The organism is Rhodobacter sp. (assembly GCA_020637515.1).
Taxonomy (GTDB): Bacteria; Pseudomonadota; Alphaproteobacteria; order Rhodobacterales; family Rhodobacteraceae; genus Pararhodobacter.
Map to the genome: position 1 here is coordinate 2,139,600 of JACKKG010000001.1, position 18,125 is coordinate 2,157,724.

At 70.8% G+C, this 18,125-nt stretch carries 23 protein-coding genes; 9 read left to right on the plus strand and 14 right to left on the minus strand.

Annotated features, from left to right (window positions below; translation table 11 throughout):
* Window positions 1-924 carry an isopenicillin N synthase family oxygenase gene (locus H6900_10520; GenBank protein MCC0073707.1) on the plus strand — a complete coding sequence of 308 codons (924 nt, stop codon included), beginning with the start codon at window positions 1-3 and terminating at the stop codon, window positions 922-924.
* Between the two features lie 51 nt (window positions 925-975).
* Here the strand turns inward: H6900_10520 and H6900_10525 are convergent, their stop codons facing one another.
* Window positions 976-1,671, minus strand: coding sequence for a nitroreductase family protein (locus H6900_10525; protein ID MCC0073708.1), 696 nt, complete (start codon window positions 1,669-1,671; stop codon window positions 976-978).
* 169 nt (window positions 1,672-1,840) lie between these two features.
* Here H6900_10525 and H6900_10530 point away from each other — a divergent pair, with 169 nt between their 5' ends.
* Window positions 1,841-2,758 carry a DMT family transporter gene (locus H6900_10530; protein MCC0073709.1) on the plus strand — a complete coding sequence of 306 codons (918 nt, stop codon included), beginning with the start codon at window positions 1,841-1,843 and terminating at the stop codon, window positions 2,756-2,758.
* On the opposite strand, the gene ureG is transcribed toward H6900_10530, so the two are convergent.
* From ureG to H6900_10550, 4 genes are read right to left on the minus strand one after another with little or no spacing between them, the layout of a single operon-like run.
* Complete coding sequence (gene ureG, locus H6900_10535) at window positions 2,718-3,335, minus strand: urease accessory protein UreG (protein MCC0073710.1); 618 nt, start codon at window positions 3,333-3,335, stop codon at window positions 2,718-2,720. The two genes, H6900_10530 and ureG, sit on opposite strands and share 41 nt — an antisense overlap.
* Window positions 3,332-3,970: an urease accessory protein UreF gene (locus H6900_10540; protein ID MCC0073711.1), complete on the minus strand. Its 639-nt coding sequence runs from the start codon at window positions 3,968-3,970 to the stop codon at window positions 3,332-3,334. The genes ureG and H6900_10540 overlap by 4 nt, the downstream gene beginning before the upstream one ends.
* The gene (locus H6900_10545; protein ID MCC0073712.1) at window positions 3,963-4,244 is read right to left on the minus strand and encodes a YrhK family protein; all 282 of its coding nucleotides are present in this window, start codon (window positions 4,242-4,244) and stop codon (window positions 3,963-3,965) included. Before H6900_10545 ends, H6900_10540 begins: the two co-directional genes overlap by 8 nt.
* Window positions 4,241-4,798 carry an urease accessory protein UreE gene (locus tag H6900_10550; GenBank protein MCC0073713.1) on the minus strand — a complete coding sequence of 186 codons (558 nt, stop codon included), beginning with the start codon at window positions 4,796-4,798 and terminating at the stop codon, window positions 4,241-4,243. Before H6900_10550 ends, H6900_10545 begins: the two co-directional genes overlap by 4 nt.
* A gap of 74 nt (window positions 4,799-4,872) precedes the next feature.
* Here H6900_10550 and H6900_10555 point away from each other — a divergent pair, with 74 nt between their 5' ends.
* The gene (locus H6900_10555) at window positions 4,873-5,211 is read left to right on the plus strand and encodes a hypothetical protein (protein MCC0073714.1); all 339 of its coding nucleotides are present in this window, start codon (window positions 4,873-4,875) and stop codon (window positions 5,209-5,211) included.
* Window positions 5,212-5,311: 100 nt separating this feature from the next.
* On the opposite strand, the gene ureC is transcribed toward H6900_10555, so the two are convergent.
* Genes ureC through H6900_10580 form a run of 5 tightly spaced genes read right to left on the minus strand, consistent with a single transcriptional unit; the run spans window position 5,312 to window position 9,002 of the window.
* Complete coding sequence (gene ureC / locus H6900_10560; protein ID MCC0073715.1) at window positions 5,312-7,021, minus strand: urease subunit alpha; 1,710 nt, start codon at window positions 7,019-7,021, stop codon at window positions 5,312-5,314.
* Window positions 7,022-7,327, minus strand: coding sequence for an urease subunit beta (locus H6900_10565; protein ID MCC0073716.1), 306 nt, complete (start codon window positions 7,325-7,327; stop codon window positions 7,022-7,024).
* Between the two features lies 1 nt (window position 7,328).
* Window positions 7,329-7,889: a HupE/UreJ family protein gene (locus tag H6900_10570; protein ID MCC0073717.1), complete on the minus strand. Its 561-nt coding sequence runs from the start codon at window positions 7,887-7,889 to the stop codon at window positions 7,329-7,331.
* A gap of 9 nt (window positions 7,890-7,898) precedes the next feature.
* The gene (locus H6900_10575) at window positions 7,899-8,201 is read right to left on the minus strand and encodes an urease subunit gamma (protein ID MCC0073718.1); all 303 of its coding nucleotides are present in this window, start codon (window positions 8,199-8,201) and stop codon (window positions 7,899-7,901) included.
* A 9-nt stretch (window positions 8,202-8,210) separates the two neighbouring features.
* Window positions 8,211-9,002: an urease accessory protein UreD gene (locus H6900_10580; GenBank protein MCC0073719.1), complete on the minus strand. Its 792-nt coding sequence runs from the start codon at window positions 9,000-9,002 to the stop codon at window positions 8,211-8,213.
* 221 nt (window positions 9,003-9,223) lie between these two features.
* On the opposite strand from H6900_10580, the gene H6900_10585 reads away from it, so the two are divergent.
* Both H6900_10585 and tsaA read left to right on the plus strand, forming a co-directional pair.
* Window positions 9,224-10,102 (plus strand): HAD hydrolase-like protein, encoded by an 879-nt coding sequence (locus H6900_10585; GenBank protein MCC0073720.1) that lies wholly within the window; start codon window positions 9,224-9,226, stop codon window positions 10,100-10,102.
* On the plus strand, window positions 10,092-10,556 hold the full coding sequence (gene tsaA / locus H6900_10590) for a tRNA (N6-threonylcarbamoyladenosine(37)-N6)-methyltransferase TrmO (protein MCC0073721.1): 465 nt from the start codon (window positions 10,092-10,094) through the stop codon (window positions 10,554-10,556). Before H6900_10585 ends, tsaA begins: the two co-directional genes overlap by 11 nt.
* Here the strand turns inward: tsaA and H6900_10595 are convergent, their stop codons facing one another.
* The 4 genes from H6900_10595 to H6900_10610 form a co-directional block, all read right to left on the minus strand.
* Window positions 10,557-12,086: an MFS transporter gene (locus tag H6900_10595; GenBank protein ID MCC0073722.1), complete on the minus strand. Its 1,530-nt coding sequence runs from the start codon at window positions 12,084-12,086 to the stop codon at window positions 10,557-10,559.
* A 162-nt stretch (window positions 12,087-12,248) separates the two neighbouring features.
* A complete protein-coding gene (locus H6900_10600; GenBank protein MCC0073723.1) occupies window positions 12,249-12,716 on the minus strand; it encodes an Rrf2 family transcriptional regulator in 468 nt (155 codons plus the stop codon).
* Window positions 12,717-12,881: 165 nt separating this feature from the next.
* Complete coding sequence (locus H6900_10605; GenBank protein ID MCC0073724.1) at window positions 12,882-13,634, minus strand: alpha/beta fold hydrolase; 753 nt, start codon at window positions 13,632-13,634, stop codon at window positions 12,882-12,884.
* A gap of 67 nt (window positions 13,635-13,701) precedes the next feature.
* Window positions 13,702-14,925 (minus strand): Hsp70 family protein, encoded by a 1,224-nt coding sequence (locus H6900_10610; GenBank protein ID MCC0073725.1) that lies wholly within the window; start codon window positions 14,923-14,925, stop codon window positions 13,702-13,704.
* Between the two features lie 112 nt (window positions 14,926-15,037).
* On the opposite strand from H6900_10610, the gene H6900_10615 reads away from it, so the two are divergent.
* The 4 genes from H6900_10615 to H6900_10630 all read left to right on the plus strand — a co-directional run bounded on the left by H6900_10615 (window position 15,038) and on the right by H6900_10630 (window position 18,009).
* The gene (locus tag H6900_10615) at window positions 15,038-15,598 is read left to right on the plus strand and encodes a 3'-5' exonuclease (protein MCC0073726.1); all 561 of its coding nucleotides are present in this window, start codon (window positions 15,038-15,040) and stop codon (window positions 15,596-15,598) included.
* A gap of 136 nt (window positions 15,599-15,734) precedes the next feature.
* Window positions 15,735-16,625, plus strand: a complete 891-nt coding sequence (locus H6900_10620; protein ID MCC0073727.1) for a LysR family transcriptional regulator — start codon at window positions 15,735-15,737, stop codon at window positions 16,623-16,625.
* Between the two features lie 107 nt (window positions 16,626-16,732).
* The gene (wrbA, locus tag H6900_10625) at window positions 16,733-17,356 is read left to right on the plus strand and encodes an NAD(P)H:quinone oxidoreductase (GenBank protein ID MCC0073728.1); all 624 of its coding nucleotides are present in this window, start codon (window positions 16,733-16,735) and stop codon (window positions 17,354-17,356) included.
* Window positions 17,356-18,009, plus strand: a complete 654-nt coding sequence (locus H6900_10630) for a DsbA family protein (GenBank protein MCC0073729.1) — start codon at window positions 17,356-17,358, stop codon at window positions 18,007-18,009. The genes wrbA and H6900_10630 overlap by 1 nt, the downstream gene beginning before the upstream one ends.
* The last annotated feature ends 116 nt before the right edge of the window (window positions 18,010-18,125 follow it).

An 18,125-nucleotide genomic window follows, 5' to 3' on the forward strand; every position in this document is an offset into this window, starting at 1 on the left:
ATGACGCAGGGCACCGCGATTCCCCGGATCGACCTGCGCGCCCTGTTCGCGGGGGACATCGCAGCGCGGTCCGCGCTGCGCCGGGGCGTGACCGAGGTCGGTTTTCTGGTGGTGCATGACACGCCGATCGGTGCCGCCCGGGTGCAGGGCGTTCTTGATGCGTATCGCGGCTTTTTCGCCCTGCCCGAGGCCGAGAAGGCCGCGGTGGACATGGCGCGCACGGGGTCCAACCGGGGCTGGGGCGGGCCACGCAGCGAACAGGTCGATCCGGCGGCGAACCCCGATTACAAGGAAGTCTTCGACATGGGGTTCGAGGTTCCGGGGTCGCCCCTGGCGGTGCACGCGCCGAACCTCTGGCCCGCGCGCCCGGCGGGATTCCGCGCCACGCTCGAGGGGTATTACGCCGAAGCCCGGTCGCTGTCGCTGCGCCTCTTGCGGGAAATCGCCGGGGTGCTGGGGCCGGATACCGGCTTTTTCGATGACAAGTTCCACGCCCCGATGGCCCTGCTGCGCGGGAATTTCTATCCGCCCCGGCCCGACTGGGCCGGCGCGCGCGATTTCGGCATCGGTGCCCATACCGATTACGGCTGCCTGACCCTGCTGGCCACGGACGGCGTGCCAGGGCTTGAGGTGCGGCTCGGCTCGGGCCACTGGCTGCCGGTCGAGGCCGGGCCGGGCGCCTTCGTCATCAATTTCGGCGAGATGCTGGAGATGTGGTCTGGCGGACGGGTGCGCGCGACGCCGCATCGCGTGATCGGCGGCGCGGCGGACCGGTTGTCGGTGCCCCTGTTCTTCAACCCCTCGCCCGAGGTGAACGTGGCGCCGCCCGGGTCCGGCGAAACGATCCGCGCGGTCGATCACCTGCAACGGCGCTTCAACGAGACCTATGTGCACCTGCAACGGGCCTCGGGGCGGGGGAACTGAGGCGCGGGCCCGGCGTCGCCATTTGGCGGTGCAGCCAGGCCGCCTCTTTGCTCAGCGCGCGAATATGCTGAGGATCTCGGCCGGCGGTTTCTTCTGCTTGGCGTGCGCCGGGACCGTCGCCCCGGCCGCCGGATAGCCCACGGGCAGGATCATCACCGGCTTTTCCGAGGCCGGACGTCCGCACAATTCGTTGAGGAATTTCATCGGGTTGGGCGTGTGTTCCAGACAGACCAGCCCGGCGTGATGCAGCGCGGCGATCAGGAACCCGGTGGCGATGCCCACGCTTTCGGGGACGTAGTAATTCTTGAACCGTTCCCCCGTGGGCCGCGTGCCCCAGCGTTGCGCGAAGACGACGATCAGCCAGGGCGCATCGGTCAGATGGGGTTTCGACGCGCCGGTGCCGATCGGCTCCAGCGCCGCCAGCCATTCGTCGCCCGCGCCCCCGGCATAGAAGGCGCGCTCTTCCTCCTCGGCGGCGGCGCGGATGCGGGCCTTCATCGCCGGGTCCGAAATGGCCACGAAATGCCAGGGCTGGTTGTTCGCCCCGGACGGCGCGGTGCCGGCGGCCTCGATGCAGCGGGCCAGGATCGCCTCGGGGACTGGGCGGGTGTCGAAATCGCGCACCGAGTGACGCTTGCGCATGTAGGCCAGAAAAGCCTCGGCCTGGGTCAGCGCCTGGTCGTCGGGCTGTTGCACCCGGTCTGGCAGCGGCAGGGGGGTATAACGCGGGGTGTCGGTGGCGGTCATCGCGGGGGGCCTTTCGGGTCGACGCCCAAGGCCTAGCAGTCGCGGCCCCCAGGGTCGAGTGGGCACATCCGCGCGGGCGGCGGCCCGGGCCCGGCCCGATGGTCGCGCGAGCCCTTGCACCAGGGGCGCCGCTGTGGTCGAAACGCGGGACCCTTGGACACGCCTCGCCATGCCCACGCCCCTGCTCTTGATCCTGTCCGCCGCCGGCTTTGGTGCCTCGCCGCTGCTGATCGTGTTGAATGTCGGCGCCTTTCCGCCCTGGACGCTGGGCGCGCTGCGCGCGGCGCTGGGTCTGCCGCTGCTGATCATCGCCGCCGGGATGATGGGGGCGCAACGCCGCCCGGATGCCCATGACGCGCTGACCGCGTTGGTCGGGGGGATCCTGACGGTGTCGATCCCTTTCGTCAGCATGGCGGCGGGGATGCAGTATATCCCGTCGGGCATGGGCGGGATGCTGTATGCGACGATGCCGTTGTTCACGCTGGCGCTGGCGGCGCTGTTTCTCAGGGACGAGCCGGCGACCCTGGAACAGGCGCTGCGCATCGCCGTCGGCATCGGCGGCGTGCTGCTGATCGCCGGGCCCGGGCTGGTCGCGGACGGGCTGGGCCAGGCGGGGCTGGGCACGGCGCTGACGCTGATCTCGCCGTTGAGCTATGCCGCCGGCAACGTCTGGTTCCGGCGCCGGCGCAAGATGGCGCCGCTGATGCTGTCGGCGGGCATGTTCCTGGTCGGCGCGCTCAGCGTCTGGCCGCTGGCCCTGCTGATCGACGGAACCCCGCAGGTCGTGCCCTCGGGCTATGCGATCGGCATCCTGATCGCGCTGGTGGTGCTGGCCACGGTGGCGCCGAACCTGCTGAATTATGCGCTGGTGCAGCAGGCCGGCGCCAACAAGGCGGCGCTGGCGATGTTCCTGATGCCGGGGTTCAGCGTGGTCTTCGGCATGATCTTTCTGGACGAGCGGCTGCCGCTTCTGGCCTTTGCCGGGCTGGCGCTGGTGATCGGCGCATCGAGCGCGCGGATCCCGTCCCGATGGATTCCGGCGCGGTTCAGGCCAGGCGCAGGCCGCCCTCGTGTTCCAGAAAGCTGACCACCGCGCCGACCCCCTGTCCGTGGCGCATCTGCGCCAGCACATAGGGCTTGCGCCCGCGCGCGCGTCGCGTGTCGGCCTCGAGCAACGCCAGATCCACGCCCACATAGGGCGCGAGATCGGTCTTGTTGACCACCAACAGATCCGATTTCGTCACGCCGGGGCCGCGTTTGCGCGGGATGTCCTGCCCGGCGGCCGTGTCGATGACGTAGATCGTCAGGTCCGCCAGTTCCGGCGAAAACGTCGCGGCCAGATTGTCGCCGCCCGATTCGATCAAGATCAGGTCCAGGTCGGGGATCGCGGCGCGCAGTTCGGCGATCGCGGCCAGGTTGATCGAGGCATCCTCGCGGATCGCTGTGTGCGGGCAACCGCCGGTTTCCACGCCCTTGATGCGCGCCTCGGGCAGGACCTGTGCCCGGACCAGGAAATCCGCATCCTCGCGCGTGTAGATGTCGTTGGTGATGACCGCCATCGAACAACGCGACGCCAGCGCACGGGCGAGTTGTTCGGTCAGCGTGGTCTTGCCGCAGCCCACCGGGCCGCCGATTCCCACCTTGAGGGGGCCGTTGTTGCTCATGTGCGGAAGATCCTTACATCCTGCGTTTCGTGTTCCATGGCGGCCAGGTCCCCGGACAGCGCTGCCCCGCCCAGATCCTCCAGCCCCGAGTCGGCCGCGCGCGCGGCCAGCGTGGCGACCACCGGCGCCAGCCGGGCCAGAACGCGCTGCCCGTCGGTCTGGCCCAACGGCATATGGCGCACGGCGATGGTCACCAGGTTGCCCGCAAAGGCCTGGAGATACAGCGCAATGACCGTCGCGGCCGGCACGCCCAGGGGGCGCGCGGCCTCGCCCAGGGCAACCGGCAACGCGCGGGCGGGCAGGGGCCGGTCGGTGATCCCGGCGAGCGTGCGCGCCAGCGCCGCGCCCTGGTCCAGCGTCTCGCCGAGGCGCTCGGCCGACGGGGCCAGCGCGCGCGCGGTCGCGTCCAGCAGATCGTGGTCCGCGCCGGGCTTCAGCGCCTGCGCCAGCAAGACCGCGTCCTGCCAGCCCGCGCCGTGGCGCAGCACATCCGCGAGCCAGGCTTCAAGCGTTGCCGCGTCGGTGACCTCGGCGAGGGCGACGACCCGCTCAAGCCCGTGCGAGCAGGCAAAGGCGCCAGTCGGGAAGGCCGGCGACAGCCATTGCGTCAGCGCGAGCAGGGCGGGTTCAACCATCGAGACGCCGGGCCACCTGGTCGTCCTCGCCCAACGAGACCAGTTTCAGTTCGCGGATCAGCCGGATCGTGGGTTTCAGGCCGAAGAACACCGATCCGACGATGAACAGCCAGGTCGCGGCATAGGTCGTCGCCGGGCTGAGGAACAGGATCGATCCCACGACGAACAGCCCCGCCGCGCTGAAATCGACAAAGGTATAGGCGATCTCATAGGCCGCCCAGACCCGCGCGTGGCGGCTGGACCGGGTGCGGTTTTCCGGGTGAAACAGGGTCATGTGGCGTCGTCCTCGGGCGCGATGTGGGCGTGCGAGCCGTGGTGGTGCACGGCCCCGTGCGGGTGGTCGTGCGGGTGGTCGTGCGCGTGGTCGTGGCCCTGCGCCGGGCCGTGGTCATGGCCCATCGTACGGCCGGTTCCGTAGGCGCCGCTCTCGGGCGTGAACGGGCCACGCGCGCGCCGGATCTCGGCGCCCAGGCCGCGCAGCATCCGTTCCAGCACCGCATCGTCGCGGATCACCAGATGTCCCGGCGCGATCTGACAGGGCGTGTGCCGATTGCCGATGTGCCAGCACAGGCGCGGCAGGTCGCCGGTGACGACCAGCACCTCCTCATCGGCCGGAACGATGGCGATCGTGGTGCCGTCGTCCAGCTCGAACCCCCAGTGGTCGTCCAGGTTGGTGACCGAGGGCAGGTCCACGAGAAAGCCGATGTCGCCCTCGGTTACCAGCCGTTTTCGGCGCATCAGGCGTTCGTCATAGGTCAGGATCACGCGGTCGTCCACGCGGGCCGGTGCCTGGCTCAGAAGCCGCGAAACGGGGGGGAAATCGGTCATGATCGGGTCCTGTGAAACGGGATGTTAACCCTCGCAGAGGCAGACTTCGCCCGCAAGAGACGCAGGAGAGTCGCATGGCACCACTGGCCGCCGCGGATGAGCTGGCCGCCGTCCGCGCACAGATCGAAACGCTCAGGCAGCGCGAACGGGCGCTTTGCGCGGCGTTGATCGCCGCACCGGCCGAGGGGCGGCAGGGCCTCTGGACGCGGGTCGAGGTGGCCGAGCGCGTGCTCAGGGTGTTCGACCACCGGCTGTTGCCCGAGGCCGTGCGCCAGGACCCCGTGTTCTGGAGCAGTCGCCACCTCACGGAACTGCGCTGCCTGCCGCTGGACGGCCGGATGCCGCCCGCCGGCCCGAAACCCGTGCGGTCGCCCCTGGTCCGCGGCGACGGATCGGGACTGGCCCTGCAATGAGGGTGCGCCTGGCGCCTGGCGGCCGGCAACGGGCTGGCCCGGGGGCCCGAGTGCACCGGGGGCACGGGGGGCACGGGGGCGGGCCCCGGCGCGCGGCCCGTCAGAACAGGAAATAGCGCTGGGCAAGGGGCAGCTCCGCCGCCGGTTCGCAGGTCAGCAACACGCCGTCCGCGCGCACCTCGTAGGTTTCGGGGTCCACCTCGATCCTGGGCGTTGCGTCGTTCAGTTGCATGTCGGCTTTGGTCACCCCCCGGCAGCCGCGCACGGCGACCAGGTCCTTGCGCAATCCCAGCGCCGTGCCGACCCCCGCGTCGCGCGCCGCCTGGCTGACAAACGTCACCGCCGCGCGTTCCACCGCGCGGCCCAACGCGCCGAACATCGGCCGCGAATAGACCGGCTGCGGCGTCGGAATCGACGCATTCGGATCGCCCATCTGCGCCACCGCGATCATGCCGCCCAGCAACACCATTTCGGGCTTGGCGCCGAAAAAGGCGGGCGACCACAGCACCAGATCGGCGCGCTTGCCGACCTCGACCGAGCCGATCTCATGCGCCAGCCCGTGCACGATGGCCGGGTTGATGGTGTATTTCGCCACATAACGGCGGACGCGGAAATTGTCGTTGTCGCCGGTTTCCTCGGGCAGGGGACCGCGCTGGCGCTTCATCTTGTGGGCGGTCTGCCAGGTGCGGGTGATGACCTCGCCGACCCGGCCCATCGCCTGGCTGTCCGACGACAGGATCGAGAACGCGCCCAAGTCGTGCAGGATGTCCTCGGCGGCGATGGTCTCGCGGCGGATGCGGGATTCGGCAAAGGCCACGTCCTCGGGGACCGCGCGCGACAGGTGGTGGCAGACCATCAGCATGTCGAGGTGCTCTTCGATCGTGTTGACGGTGTAGGGCATCGTCGGGTTGGTCGAGGACGGGATGACGTTCTGCGAGGACACGACCTTGATGATATCGGGCGCGTGCCCGCCGCCGGCGCCTTCGGTGTGGAAGGCGTGGATCGTGCGGCCCTTGATCGCGGCCAGCGTGTTCTCGACAAAGCCGGATTCGTTCAGCGTGTCGGTGTGGATCATGACCTGCACGTCCATCCGGTCGGCCACGCCCAGGCAGCAGTCGATGGCGGCGGGGGTCGTGCCCCAATCCTCGTGCAGCTTCAGCGCGCAGGCCCCGGCGTTGACCATTTCCTCAAGCGCCGCGGGCTGCGAGGCGTTGCCCTTGCCCGCCAGGCCGATGTTCATCGGCAACCCGTCCACGGCCTGCAACATCCGCCCGATGTGCCAGGGGCCGGGGGTGCAGGTGGTGGCCAGCGTGCCATGCGCGGGGCCGGTGCCGCCGCCCAGCATCGTCGTCAGGCCCGAGTGCAACGCGTCCTCGACCTGCTGCGGGCAGATGAAGTGGATATGCGCGTCGAACCCTCCGGGGGTCAGGATGCGCCCCTCGCCTGCGATGATCTCGGTTCCGGGGCCGATGATGACGGTGACGCCGGGCTGGGTGTCGGGGTTGCCCGCCTTGCCGATGGCGGCGATGCGGCCGTCGCGCAGGCCCACGTCGGCCTTGGTGATGCCGCGATGGTCCAGGATCAGGGCGTTGGTGATGACGGTATCCATGGCGCCCTCGGCACGGGTCACCTGGGACTGGCCCATGCCGTCGCGGATCACCTTGCCGCCGCCGAACTTGACCTCGTCGCCGTAGACGGTCAGGTCGCGCTCGACCTCGATCACCAGGTCGGTGTCGCCCAGGCGCACCCGGTCGCCGGTGGTGGGGCCGAACATCTCGGCGTATTGGGCGCGGGAAAGCGTGTAGGCCATTCAGAGGTCCCCCATCACCTGGCCGTTGAAGCCAAAGACGCGCCGCGCGCCGCCCAGCGGCACCAGCCGAACGCTGCGGGTCTGGCCAGGTTCGAAACGGACGGCGGTTCCGGCGGGGATGTCCAGCCTGAGCCCGCGCGCCGCGGCCCGGTCGAACGCCAGGCCCGGGTTGGCCTCGGCAAAGTGGTAGTGCGATCCCACCTGCACGGGGCGGTCGCCGGTGTTGGCCACGGTCAGCTCGGTGACCGGGGCGCCGGCGTTCAGCACGATGTCGCCCGCGGCGGGGAAGATCTCGCCCGGGATCATGTCAGGCAACCGCCAGCGCCAGGCCGGCGAGGGCCGCGCCAGCCCCAGCCCCGCGCAAGGCCACAGCGCCCAATCCACGCCCCAGCGCGATCCCGCTCAGGTGCAACAAGGCCGTGACCAGCGCGAACCCGGCGGCAAAAAACGCCTGGCCGGTTTGCGGCCCCTCGGCGCCGTGCGCCCAGCCGTGCGCGGCGCCGAACAGCGCGATCAGGGACAGCGCCAGGCCCGGCGGCAGGCGCACGCTCATCGCAATCAGCGCGCCCAGCACGATGACCGAGGCCAGGATCATCGGCTCGATGACCGGCAGCCCGGGCGCGGACGCGCCCAGCGCGCCGCCCGCCAGCATTGCCACGACAAAGCCCAGCGGCATCGCCCACAGCGCCCGCCCGCCGGTCTGTGCGGCCAGCAGACCCACGGCCACCATCGCAAGGACATGGTCGGCGCCGCTCAGCGGGTGGGCGGCGCCGCCCAGAAAGGTGCGGCTGTCGTGCAGGCCGTGGGCCAGCGCCAGCGAGGGCTGCAACAGCAGGGCAAGGGCAAGAGCGGGGGGAAGCGCGCGCATGGGAACCTCTCAGCGGATCGGATGGTGAACGGTGACGAGCTTGGTGCCGTCGGGAAAGGTGGCCTCGACCTGGACCGAGGGGATCATCTCGGCGATGCCCTCCATGCATTGGTCGCGGGTCACGACATGCGCGCCGGCCTCCATCAGGTCGGCGACGGACCGGCCGTCGCGCGCCCCCTCGACAACGAAATCCGTGATCAGGGCGACCGCCTCGGGGTGGTTCAGCCTGACGCCGCGCGCCAGCCGCCCGCGCGCGACCATCGCCGCCAGGCTGACCAGAAGCTTGTCCTTTTCGCGGGGGGTCAGGTTCATTGCATTCTCCTAGAGCTGCCAGACCCGGGGCAGGGGCCGGGGCCGCAACACCGCCAGCAACCGGGCGATCTGGCGGCGCAGCGGCCAGCCGTCGGCGGCCGTCAGTCGGGCTGTCAGCTTTCCGTCAAAGGCCGAGGCCGCGCCGCGCACGCCCGGTTCGTCCAGCACCCGGCGCACCGCCGCCAAGGCGTCCTCGGCCCCCCGCGCCACCAGCGCGACCGAGGCAAAGGCGCGCGCGCCCCGCAGCGTCGCGGGGCCGGTCAGCGCCTCCGGGGTCAGGCGCAGGGGCTCCAGCAGCACGGGGCGGCCGGCGCGCGTGATCTCGCGCCGGTCCTCGAACGCCAGCGTCGTGACGGTTTCGCCCATCGCCGCGCGGCCCAGCACCACGGCCTCCAGGGCCAGGACCTCGGCCCGGGGCGACAGCGCGATGCGCGTGTGCCGCGCCAGCGCCGAACGGTCGAACAGGATCGTCTCTTGCGGCAGCCAGTCCAGCCGGCCCCGGTCGATGGACAGGTCCACAGTCACACGGGCGTGCCCGTCGTTGGCGCGATAGGCGCGCTCGGCGGTCTGGGTGGTGGCGGTCACGGGTCCGTCAGTCTCCAGCCGATAGGTCAGCCGGTCGCCCCCGGTCAGCCCGCCGGCGGTGTTCAGGAACACCACCTCGCCCGGCAGGCAGACCGCCTTGGCCGAACCCCGGGTAAAGAGCCGCCGCACCGCGCCGCCGCTCAACGCGACATCGGCGGTGCCTTGGCTGCGCTGAAGCGCGGGCAGAGGGGCGGCAAGCAGGGTCATCGCGCCCAAAGGACGCCCCGCCCCGCGCCCTGACAAGGGATGGCACCGCCGCGTCCCGGGCGATCGGGCCTCGGGCGGTGCGGCGCGGCGAAAAAATGGGCAAAACGATGAAACAAGCGGCGAAATGGAAAAGATGGGCCGCTGGCCCGGATGGTGGGCGGCGCAGAACGCGCTTTCGCCCACCGCCGGGATTTGCCAGCATGGCCCGGTTCCGAACGCCCGAGTCCCCGATGCAACCGAACGCCCGTTGGGCCTTTGCCCGATACCGCGCCATCGCCCATCACCTGCCCCGTGTCGAGCGCGGCTTTGCGCCTTTCAGCTATCGCCTGCCCGATCTGACCGGGGTGATTGCGCGCCATGACGGTTTCATCCTGGATGCCTTTGGCGTGCTCAACATCGGCGAGGGGGTGCTGCCGCAAGCAATCGAGCGGGTGCAGCAAATGCGGGCCGCGGGCAAGCGCGTGGTCGTGCTGACCAACGGCGCCGCGGTCCCGCGGTCCCGCGCGCTTGAAAAATACCGCGCCTGGGGCTTTGATTTTGGCGACACCGAGGTGATCGCCAGCCGTGACCTGGCGGCCCGGGCGCTGGCCGGTCGCGGCGGGCGCTGGGCGGCGATCGCGCCTTTGGGTTCGGGGTTCGACGATCTACCGGGGGATGTCCGCGCGTTGGACGACGATCTGCTGGCGCGCGCCGACGGGTTCCTGTTTCTGGGGTCCCAGGGTTGGGACGACGCGAAACAGGCCGCGCTGGTCGCGGCGCTGAGGGCCCGGCCGCGCCCCGTGATCTGCGCCAATCCCGATATCGTCGCCCCCCGCGAGGGCGGCTTCACCTGGGAGCCGGGGCACTACGCCTTTGCCCTGCCGGTGCCGGTAGAGTTCCACGGCAAGCCCTTTGGCGGCGCCTTCGCGGCCGCGCTCGCGGCGCTGGACCTGCCGGCGAACCGCGTCGCAATGGTGGGCGACACGCTGCACACCGATGTTCTGGGCGGCCGCGCGGCGGGGTGTTTCACGGTGCTGGTCACGGGGCACGGGTTCTTTGCCGGGCAAGACCCGCAGCCCTATATCGACGCGACCGGGTTGGTGCCCGATTTCCTGGCGGATGAGACCTGACATGCCGGACAAACCCCTGAAACCGAATGAGATCGCCACCGAGGTGCCCTTGGGCGCCGATGCCACGCTGGGCTTCATCGGCCATGTCGAAACGCCCTGGAAGACGCTGCGGGACTGCCCCAAGCGCGCGCCGCTGGACGGGCCCGAGAGCACCGTGGTGCTGGCCGCGCCCTGGGACCGCGCGCTCGACGGGGTCGAGGGGTTCGATTTTCTCGAGCTGTTCCTCTGGTTCCACCGGGCGCGGCGCGACCTGCTGGTGATCGACCCTGCGCACGGGGGTGGGCCGCGCGGCGTGTTCGCCTTGCGCGCGCCCGTGCGGCCCAATCCGATCGCCGTGACGACGGTCGCGCTGGTCGCCCGTCACGGCAACCGGTTGATCGTGCGCGGGCTCGAGGCGCTGGACGGCACGCCCCTGATCGACATCAAGCCTGGGCGCTGCCCGAACGCGCCCTGATCACTCGGCCGTCGGCGCGGGGCGGGTGTGGCGGCCCAGCGGGATTTCCTTCAGGAAGACCGCGAACCCGACCCCCAGCACCGCCAGCCCCGCCACGACCCAATAGATCGGCGCAATCGCGTCCACCACATGGCCGGCGATCATCGCGCGCGCCTCGGGGGGCATGTGGGCGATGGCCTGCGGCCCCAACTCGGCCGAGACGGGCATTCCGCCAAAGCCCGACGACAGCCGCGCCGTCATCATCGCGCCAAAGACCGCAACAGCCAGCGACCCGCCGATCTGGCGGAACATCACGCCCGAGGCCGTCGCCGTGCCCAGGATCTTGCGCGGGACCGCGTTCTGCACGGCCGTGGTCAGCACCGGAAAGCACAGCCCCATGCCAAAGCCGAAGACGACGATCATCCCCGAGAAAACCCAGATCGACGTGTCGGCCGCGATCTGCGCCAGCAGCGCCGCACCCAGCGCGACAAAGGCCATGCCGGCCAGCGGCAACACCCGGTAGCGCCCGGTGCCCCGCATGTAGCGGCCCGCGACCGTCGTCGCGCCGATGATGCCCACCGTCATCGGCGCCAGCAGCAGCCCCGAGATCATCGGCGTCACGCCGCGCGCGATTTGCAGGTAGATCGGCAGAAAGGTGACCGCCCCCAGCATCGCAGCGCCGGTCAGCATCGACAGCGCCGATGTGTTGCGGAACACGTTCTCGCGGAACAGGTCGAGCGGCAGGATCGGTTCCGCCACGCGCCGTTCGATGGCGACAAAGGCCAGCAGCGCCAGCGCCGATGTCGCGCCCAGGCCGTAGGCCTCGATCGAGGTCCAGGCAAAGCTGCGCCCGCCCAGCGCCGTCAGCAAGGTCAGCGCCGCCAGCGAGATCGACAGCATCGCCGCCCCGGCCCAGTCGATGCGGTGCTTGTGGGTGACGACATGCGCCGGGAAGCTGGCGGCGAAGCCGATCACCGCCAGGATGCCCAGCGGCACGTTGATGAGGAAGATCCAGTGCCAGCTGAACTGTTCCACGAACCAGCCGCCGATCAGCGGCCCGATCATCGAGGACACCGAGAACACGGCCGCGAACATCCCCTGAACCTTGCCGCGTTCGGCGGCGGACAGCACGTCGCCCACCACCGACAGCGCCAGCACGAAAAGGCCGCCGCCGCCCAGGCCCTGCACGGCGCGGGCGACGATCAGGAAGGTCATGCTGTCCGCGATCCCGCACAGCAGCGACCCCAGCAGGAACAGACCCACCGACACGAACACCATCGCCCGCCGCCCGTAGAGATCGCCCAGCTTGCCATAGAGCGGCGCCGCCACGGTCGAGGCCAGGATATAGGCCGTCACCACCCAGGACAGGTGCTCGATCCCGCCCAGATCGGCAACGATCGTCGGCAGCGCGGTCGAAACCACGGTCTGGTCCAGCGCCGCCAGCAGCAGCAATGTCGCGACAGAGGCGATGACCAGCCGGACCGATCCGTTGTGGGCGGGGTGCTCGGTCTCGGGGAGGGGGGCGGCGGTCGGGGTTTTGGGTGCGGACATGGGGGCGCTCGGTTCTGGCGGATGGGACGGGCAGGCCCGGCGGCGCCGGCAGGGCGGCCGCGCGAACGGTTGGCTGAGATAGTCCCAGTTGCGGACCCGGATCAAGGGTGGCCGAGCGTTTAATTTGTGAAATACCGGTGACAGGCGGTCCGCCGGCGCGGTTCAGCCGGCGTGCACGGGGCCCGTCGCGGTGGCGGCGTCGGGCGCAAAGATCTGCGCCAGTCCGGCGTTGTCGCGGACCAGATCGTGCACCGTGTAGCGGTCGAGCGTGGCATAGAATGCGTCCAGCCCCTCGCTCAACATGCCCTTCAGGCGACAGTCGAAGCACAAGGGACAGGTGTTGCGATCCGCGTCCATGCATTCGGCAAAGGGCAGATCGGCCTCGAACAGGCGCACCACGGTGCCGACGCGGATCGATTCGGCCGGTCTGGCCAGCGCGATGCCGCCCCCCCGCCCGCGCGAGGTGTGCAGGAAGCCCGCGCCCTCGAGCTGGTTCACCACCTGCGCCACATGATGGAACGAGGCATTGCACGCCCGCGCCACATCCGCCGTGCGCAGGCTGTCCGGCGCGCGCACCGCGCAGTGCATCAGCGTGCGCATCGCCAGATTGGTTCGCAAGGTCAACCGCATCGGTCCTGTGGATCCTTTGGCCATGGGACCCAGCGGGCTGGGTCACGGATGTGTGACACCTTGGCCCGCGTCCGGCAAGGGCGCCTTGATTCAGATCATGTGCGCCCCGGGCGCCGGGTTCAGCGCCCGGGCCGGGGCCAGGACGTTGGGTCGGCGGGTGCAGGGTCACGGGTCCAGCAGCGCCAGAACGGCCTCGGGCGCGGTGATCTGGGCGTTGTGGAGCTGGCCGGGCAGCAGACGCGCGGCGGGGGCGATGGCGGTCATTTCCGCCAGGGTGACCATCGGGTCCTCGGCGCCCGCGGCCATCCGCAGGGGCACCCGCACCCGACGCAAAAGGTCGGGCACGCTGGCATCGGCGGCGGAAAAGACGCCCGGATTCATCGCCAGCGCATAGCCGCCCTCGACCGCCGTGACGCCGCCGGCCATTTCGGGCGCCTCCGGGGCCACCAGCCCGTGCAGACCGGCGATCCTGGCGTATCGCTCCTGCGCGTCGTCGCGTGTGGCAAAGACCCTGGCGGGGCGCTGCGCGGCAGCCCGGGCGCCGGCCAGATCGGCCTCGGACCAGGTCAGCTTGACCCCCAGCGTCACCAGCCGCGCGGGCAGGGGGCCGAACAGCCCGCCCGCCAGCAACGCACCGACGACGCCGCCAAAGGAATGTCCCAGCAGCGTGACCCGCGCGGGGTCCTCGTCGCGCAGCAGGGTGGCGACGTCGGCGGCGTGGAGTCCGAAGCCGAAGGGCCCCGCCGAAGGCGAGCGCCCGTGCCCGCGCAGGTCGGGCGCGATCCAGCGCCGGCCCCGGGCCTCGATCGCCCGGGCGAGCCGGTGCCAGACCGCCCCGGTCGCGCCCAGCCCGTGCAGCAGCACGACCAGATCGGCGCCGGTTCCCCCCCGTTCCACATGCAGCCCCAGGCCTGTCATCGCGCGCCCCCTCGCGGTTGTGTCGGGCCGCACTATGGGCGCGGCGCAGAGGGCTGGCAACCCGCGCTCAGCCCCGCGCGGCGGCGATGGCCAGCCCGTCCACGACGGCGGTGAGGGCATCGACGCCGCGCAGGCTGGCGGTGGGGCACAGCGCGCGCATCGCCGCGCCGACCATACGCATCCGGCTGGAGCCGCCGACCAGGATCACCTCGTCCACCGCGTCGGCGCGGACCCCGGCCCGTGCCAGGGTCTCGGCCGCGGCCGCCTGCAAGGCCGCGCACTGGCTGGCGAGCACGTCGTCGATATCGGCGCGGCGGATCGCGATGCCCAGGCCGGGCTCGATCGTGGCCATCGCGATGGTCCCGGCGCCGGCGTCGTTCGCGGCGATCTTTGCGGCCTCGACCGCGAAGGCGAGGGTGTGGCCCAACTCGTCCTCGAGCACCGTGCACAGCCGGGCCATGGCCCGCCCATCGACGGCCAGGCGGGCCATCGCGGCCGCCTGACGGCGCGGTTCGGGCGCATAGAGAAACGGAATCCGCGCCCAGGTGGCCAGATCGACATACAGCGCGCGCGGCACCGGCAATAGCGCGCTGCCCATCTCGCGCCTGAGCGCCCCGCCCAAGCCCAGCAGCGGCATCGCATGGGCCAGCGACAGCGCGGTGTCGAAGTCGGTGCCACCCAGCCGGATGCCGTGGCTGGCCAGGATCCGGGGGCGGGGGGCCTGATGGCGGAACAGCGTGAAATCCGATGTTCCGCCGCCGATGTCCACCACCAGCCCCAGCCCGCCGCCGGCATGGTGGCAGGCCAGCATGGCGGCCTCGGGCTCGGGCAGAAAGGCGATCTCGGTGAAGCCGGCGGCCTGGTAGCAGGCCCTGAGGTCTGCCTCGGCGCGGGCATCGCGTTCGGGTTGGTCGTGGAAATGCACGGGACGGCCCGACAGCACGCGGGTAAAGGTCTGGCCTGTGGCCGCCGTGGCCGACGTGCGCAGGGTGGCCAGAAAGGCGGTGACGACCTCGGCCAGGGTGCGGCGGCGCCCGGCGATCAGGCGCGGTTCATGCAGCAGGGGCAGGCCCAGAACGCTTTTCAGCGCGCGCATGTAGCGCCCCTCGTCGCCGGCGGCGAGCGCCCGCGCGGCGGCGTTGCCAATCCGCATGGCGCCGCCTTGCTCGGGAAAGAACACGGCGGTCGGCACCGTGTCGTGCCCCTCGATCGGCAGGCGCCAGACACCGCCCGGATGGGCCAGAGCAACGGCCGAATTCGAGGTTCCGAAATCGATGGCAAGCGTGGGCATGGGGGCCTCGGGCAGGGCAGGGCCGATCCCATAGGCCAGCCCGCACCCGGGCGCAAGGCGTTGAACCCGGGGCGCGGCTGTGGCAAGCCGGGTCCAGCAGAAAGGGGACGGAATGCAGCCGATCGAGCCGACGGGACCCTGGCGCTTTGCCGCGCTCGACGTCGAGACCGCCAACAGCGCCGCCGACAGCATCTGCCAGATCGGCGTCGCGCTGGTGGGGTTCGACAACCGCATCCAGACCTGGGTGAGCTATGTCAATCCGCGCGTGGCGTTCTCGCCCTTCAACATCCGGGTGCACGGGATCGGCCCCGACCATGTCGCCGACGCGCCCGATTTCGCCCGCGCACTGGCGCCGATCGAGCGGCTTCTGGCCGGTCAACCGGTCATCCAGCACAGCAGTTTCGACCAGCGCGCCATTGCGGGCGCCTGCGCCGCGCTCGGCCGTCCGGCCCCGGCGTGGCGCTGGGGTGACAGCGTGCGGATCGCGCGCCGCGCCTGGCCCGAGTTTCGCGGCTGTGGCGGCCACGGGCTGGCGCATCTGAAAGAGCGGCTGGACCTCTGCTTCAATCACCACGACGCGGGCGAAGACGCACGCGCCGCCGCCGAGGTCGTCCTGCACGCCGAGCGCCACACCGGCCAGACCTTCGAGGCCCTGCTGGGCTGGACCCGCTGAACCGCGTGCCGGGGTCGTCGCCGGGATTCGCGCCGGGCGCGGTTTTGTGGCATGGTCGGTGTTTCCCTGGGCGTGCCGGCGGCCCGAAAGACCGCCGGCACGCCGTCCGCCACCGTTCCGACCCAGGGGTCCCGCGATGGACAAGCTTTCCGTCATGCAAGCCTTTCGCCGCATCGTCGAGCGCGGCAGTTTCGCCCGGGCGGCGGCGGATCTCGGCGTGTCGCCCGCGCTGCTGAGCCGCGAGATCAAGCTGCTGGAGGAAAGCCTCGGCACCACGTTGTTGACCCGCACGACCCGCGCGATGTCGCTGACCGACGCCGGGCGGCTGTTCTACGACGAGGCCGGCGGCATCCTGGATGCGGTGACGCGGGTCGAAACGCGCATCCGCGACGGTGCGGGCGCCGTGCGCGGCCATCTGAAGGTCAACGCGTCGAGTTCGTTCGGGCAGATGGTGCTGGCCCCCATGCTGCCCGGGTTTCTGGACGCCTACCCCGACCTGCGGCTTTCGCTGTCCCTGGACGACCGGGTCGTGGACATGGTCGAGGGCGGGTTCGATGTCTCGGTCCGGATCCGGCCGACCTTGCCGGATTCGGCGTTGGTGGCGCGCCGGATCGGCACCATGCGGCAACGGATCTTTGCCGCGCCGGCCTATCTGCGGTCGGTCGGCCGGCCTGAGGTTCCGCAGGACATCGGGCAGCACCGTGTCGTCGGTTTCCTGCTGGCCGATCACCTGACGACCTGGACCCTGCACGGCCCCGCCGGGGCAACCGTGGTGCTGGATCTTGATCCTCCGGTGCGCGTCGGCAACAGCCTGGTGCTGCGCGACCTGCTGATCGCGGGGCAGGGCATCGGCACCTTGCCCGACTTCGTTTCGAACGAGGCCGAGGCGCGGGGCGCGCTGGTGCGGGTGCTGCCCGAATGGGAGCTTCCCGCGCCCGAAATCTTCGCCGTCACGGCCTCGCGGCTGGGGATGGACGCCAGGGTGACCGCCTTCCTCGACCATCTGCGCGCCGCGCTGCGGACCTGACATTCTTCAACCCGGTTGAAGAATGTCCTGACAGCGGGACGGTTTTTCCGGGTCAGAGACCGGGCGATCCTGCCGGGCATCGAAACCGACAGCCCCGAGAGGATCCCATGACCCGCGTTCTCGTTCTCTATTACTCCAGCTATGGCCATGTGCGCGCGCTTGCCGAGGCCGAGGCCGAAGGCGCCCGCAGCGTGTCCGGCACCCATGTCGATGTGCGCCGCGTGCCCGAAACCGTCCCCGAGGCGATCCGCGCCAAGGCGGGCTTCGTCATCGACGACACCCCCACGGCCAGCCCGCCGGACCTGGAATCCTATGATGCGATCCTGTTCGGCACGCCCACGCTTTTCGGCACGATGGCCGGTCAGATGAAATCGTTCCTGGATCAGGCCGGCGGCCTCTGGGCGCGCAACGCGCTGGTCGGCAAGGTGGCGGGCGTCTTTGCCTCGACCGGATCGCAGCACGGCGGGCACGAGGCGACGCTGCTGACACTTCAGATTCCGCTTCAGCATTTCGGCATGTTGATCGTGGGCATGCCCTACACCTTTGCCGGCCAGACGACGGCCGAGGGCATCGTCGGCGGCGCGCCCTATGGCGCGGGCACGATCGCCGGCGCCGACGGGTCCCGCGCGCCCACCGCCACGGACCTGGCCGGCGCACGGTTCCAGGGCGCGCATGTCGCACGGATCGCCGCACGGCTGACCCGGGCCGACCGCGCCGAGGAGGCTGCGTGATGCCGTCCCTGACCATCGACTTTTTCCACGACGTGGTCTGCTGCTGGTGCTTCAACATCTCGTCGCGGCTGCGCGATCTGGCGGCCGAATTCGACCTGGACGTCCGGCACCGCACCTTTGTGCTTCAGGCAAGCCCCGCCGAAATGGCTGCGCGTTGGGGCAGCCCCGAGGGCGCCCGCGCGATCATCCTCGGCCATTGGGCGGGGTGCCGGGGGGTCAGCGACCGGCCGGAACGCATCGACATCGACGCCATGCGCGCGGCGCGCTTCGACTATCCCCACGGGATGACGGCCGCGCTGGGGTGCAAGGCGGCCGAGAGGCTGGGCGGACAGGCCGCCCACTGGGACATGTTCGACCGCCTCCAGCGCGCCCATCTTGGCGAGGCGCGAAACGTTGCCGATCCTGGCACGGTGCTGCGCATCGCCCGGGACCTCGGCTTTGAAGCGACGGCCTTTGCCGAGGTTTTCGACGATCCCGCCACCCTCCGCGCTGTCGAGGCCGACCGGCAACACGCCCGCGCCAACCAGGTCCGGTCCATCCCGGCCCTGATCGTCCGCGAAACCGGCGCCCGCCTCGTCAACGGATCGCGCGAGGATCTGGCGGCGCAACTGCGCGCCGCCCTCGATCGCGGTGTCGAAAAGGCAAGGCCATGACCCTCGCGTTCCTTGGCACAGGCGCCCGGTCCCCCCGGCGCATTTCGCGCCGCGTGCCCCGCGACCTGTCCCCGCACCGGATGCGCGACATCGGCCTCGATCCCTGGCGGGACCGC

Coding starts and splice junctions, on each gene's coding strand:
- H6900_10620 (MCC0073727.1), top strand. CDS start 15,735: ATGGACAAGCTTTCCGTCATGCAAGCCTTTCGCCGCATCGTCGAGCGC.
- H6900_10595 (MCC0073722.1), bottom strand. CDS start 12,086: ATGTCCGCACCCAAAACCCCGACCGCCGCCCCCCTCCCCGAGACCGAG.
- tsaA (MCC0073721.1), top strand. CDS start 10,092: ATGAGACCTGACATGCCGGACAAACCCCTGAAACCGAATGAGATCGCC.
- H6900_10550 (MCC0073713.1), bottom strand. CDS start 4,798: ATGACCGATTTCCCCCCCGTTTCGCGGCTTCTGAGCCAGGCACCGGCC.
- ureG (MCC0073710.1), bottom strand. CDS start 3,335: ATGAGCAACAACGGCCCCCTCAAGGTGGGAATCGGCGGCCCGGTGGGC.
- H6900_10605 (MCC0073724.1), bottom strand. CDS start 13,634: ATGACAGGCCTGGGGCTGCATGTGGAACGGGGGGGAACCGGCGCCGAT.
- H6900_10545 (MCC0073712.1), bottom strand. CDS start 4,244: ATGACCCTGTTTCACCCGGAAAACCGCACCCGGTCCAGCCGCCACGCG.
- ureC (MCC0073715.1), bottom strand. CDS start 7,021: ATGGCCTACACGCTTTCCCGCGCCCAATACGCCGAGATGTTCGGCCCC.
- H6900_10555 (MCC0073714.1), top strand. CDS start 4,873: ATGGCACCACTGGCCGCCGCGGATGAGCTGGCCGCCGTCCGCGCACAG.
- H6900_10565 (MCC0073716.1), bottom strand. CDS start 7,327: ATGATCCCGGGCGAGATCTTCCCCGCCGCGGGCGACATCGTGCTGAAC.
- H6900_10600 (MCC0073723.1), bottom strand. CDS start 12,716: ATGCGGTTGACCTTGCGAACCAATCTGGCGATGCGCACGCTGATGCAC.
- H6900_10575 (MCC0073718.1), bottom strand. CDS start 8,201: ATGAACCTGACCCCCCGCGAAAAGGACAAGCTTCTGGTCAGCCTGGCG.
- H6900_10615 (MCC0073726.1), top strand. CDS start 15,038: ATGCAGCCGATCGAGCCGACGGGACCCTGGCGCTTTGCCGCGCTCGAC.
- H6900_10610 (MCC0073725.1), bottom strand. CDS start 14,925: ATGCCCACGCTTGCCATCGATTTCGGAACCTCGAATTCGGCCGTTGCT.
- H6900_10540 (MCC0073711.1), bottom strand. CDS start 3,970: ATGGTTGAACCCGCCCTGCTCGCGCTGACGCAATGGCTGTCGCCGGCC.
- H6900_10530 (MCC0073709.1), top strand. CDS start 1,841: ATGCCCACGCCCCTGCTCTTGATCCTGTCCGCCGCCGGCTTTGGTGCC.
- H6900_10525 (MCC0073708.1), bottom strand. CDS start 1,671: ATGACCGCCACCGACACCCCGCGTTATACCCCCCTGCCGCTGCCAGAC.
- H6900_10570 (MCC0073717.1), bottom strand. CDS start 7,889: ATGCGCGCGCTTCCCCCCGCTCTTGCCCTTGCCCTGCTGTTGCAGCCC.
- H6900_10630 (MCC0073729.1), top strand. CDS start 17,356: ATGCCGTCCCTGACCATCGACTTTTTCCACGACGTGGTCTGCTGCTGG.
- H6900_10520 (MCC0073707.1), top strand. CDS start 1: ATGACGCAGGGCACCGCGATTCCCCGGATCGACCTGCGCGCCCTGTTC.
- H6900_10585 (MCC0073720.1), top strand. CDS start 9,224: ATGCAACCGAACGCCCGTTGGGCCTTTGCCCGATACCGCGCCATCGCC.
- wrbA (MCC0073728.1), top strand. CDS start 16,733: ATGACCCGCGTTCTCGTTCTCTATTACTCCAGCTATGGCCATGTGCGC.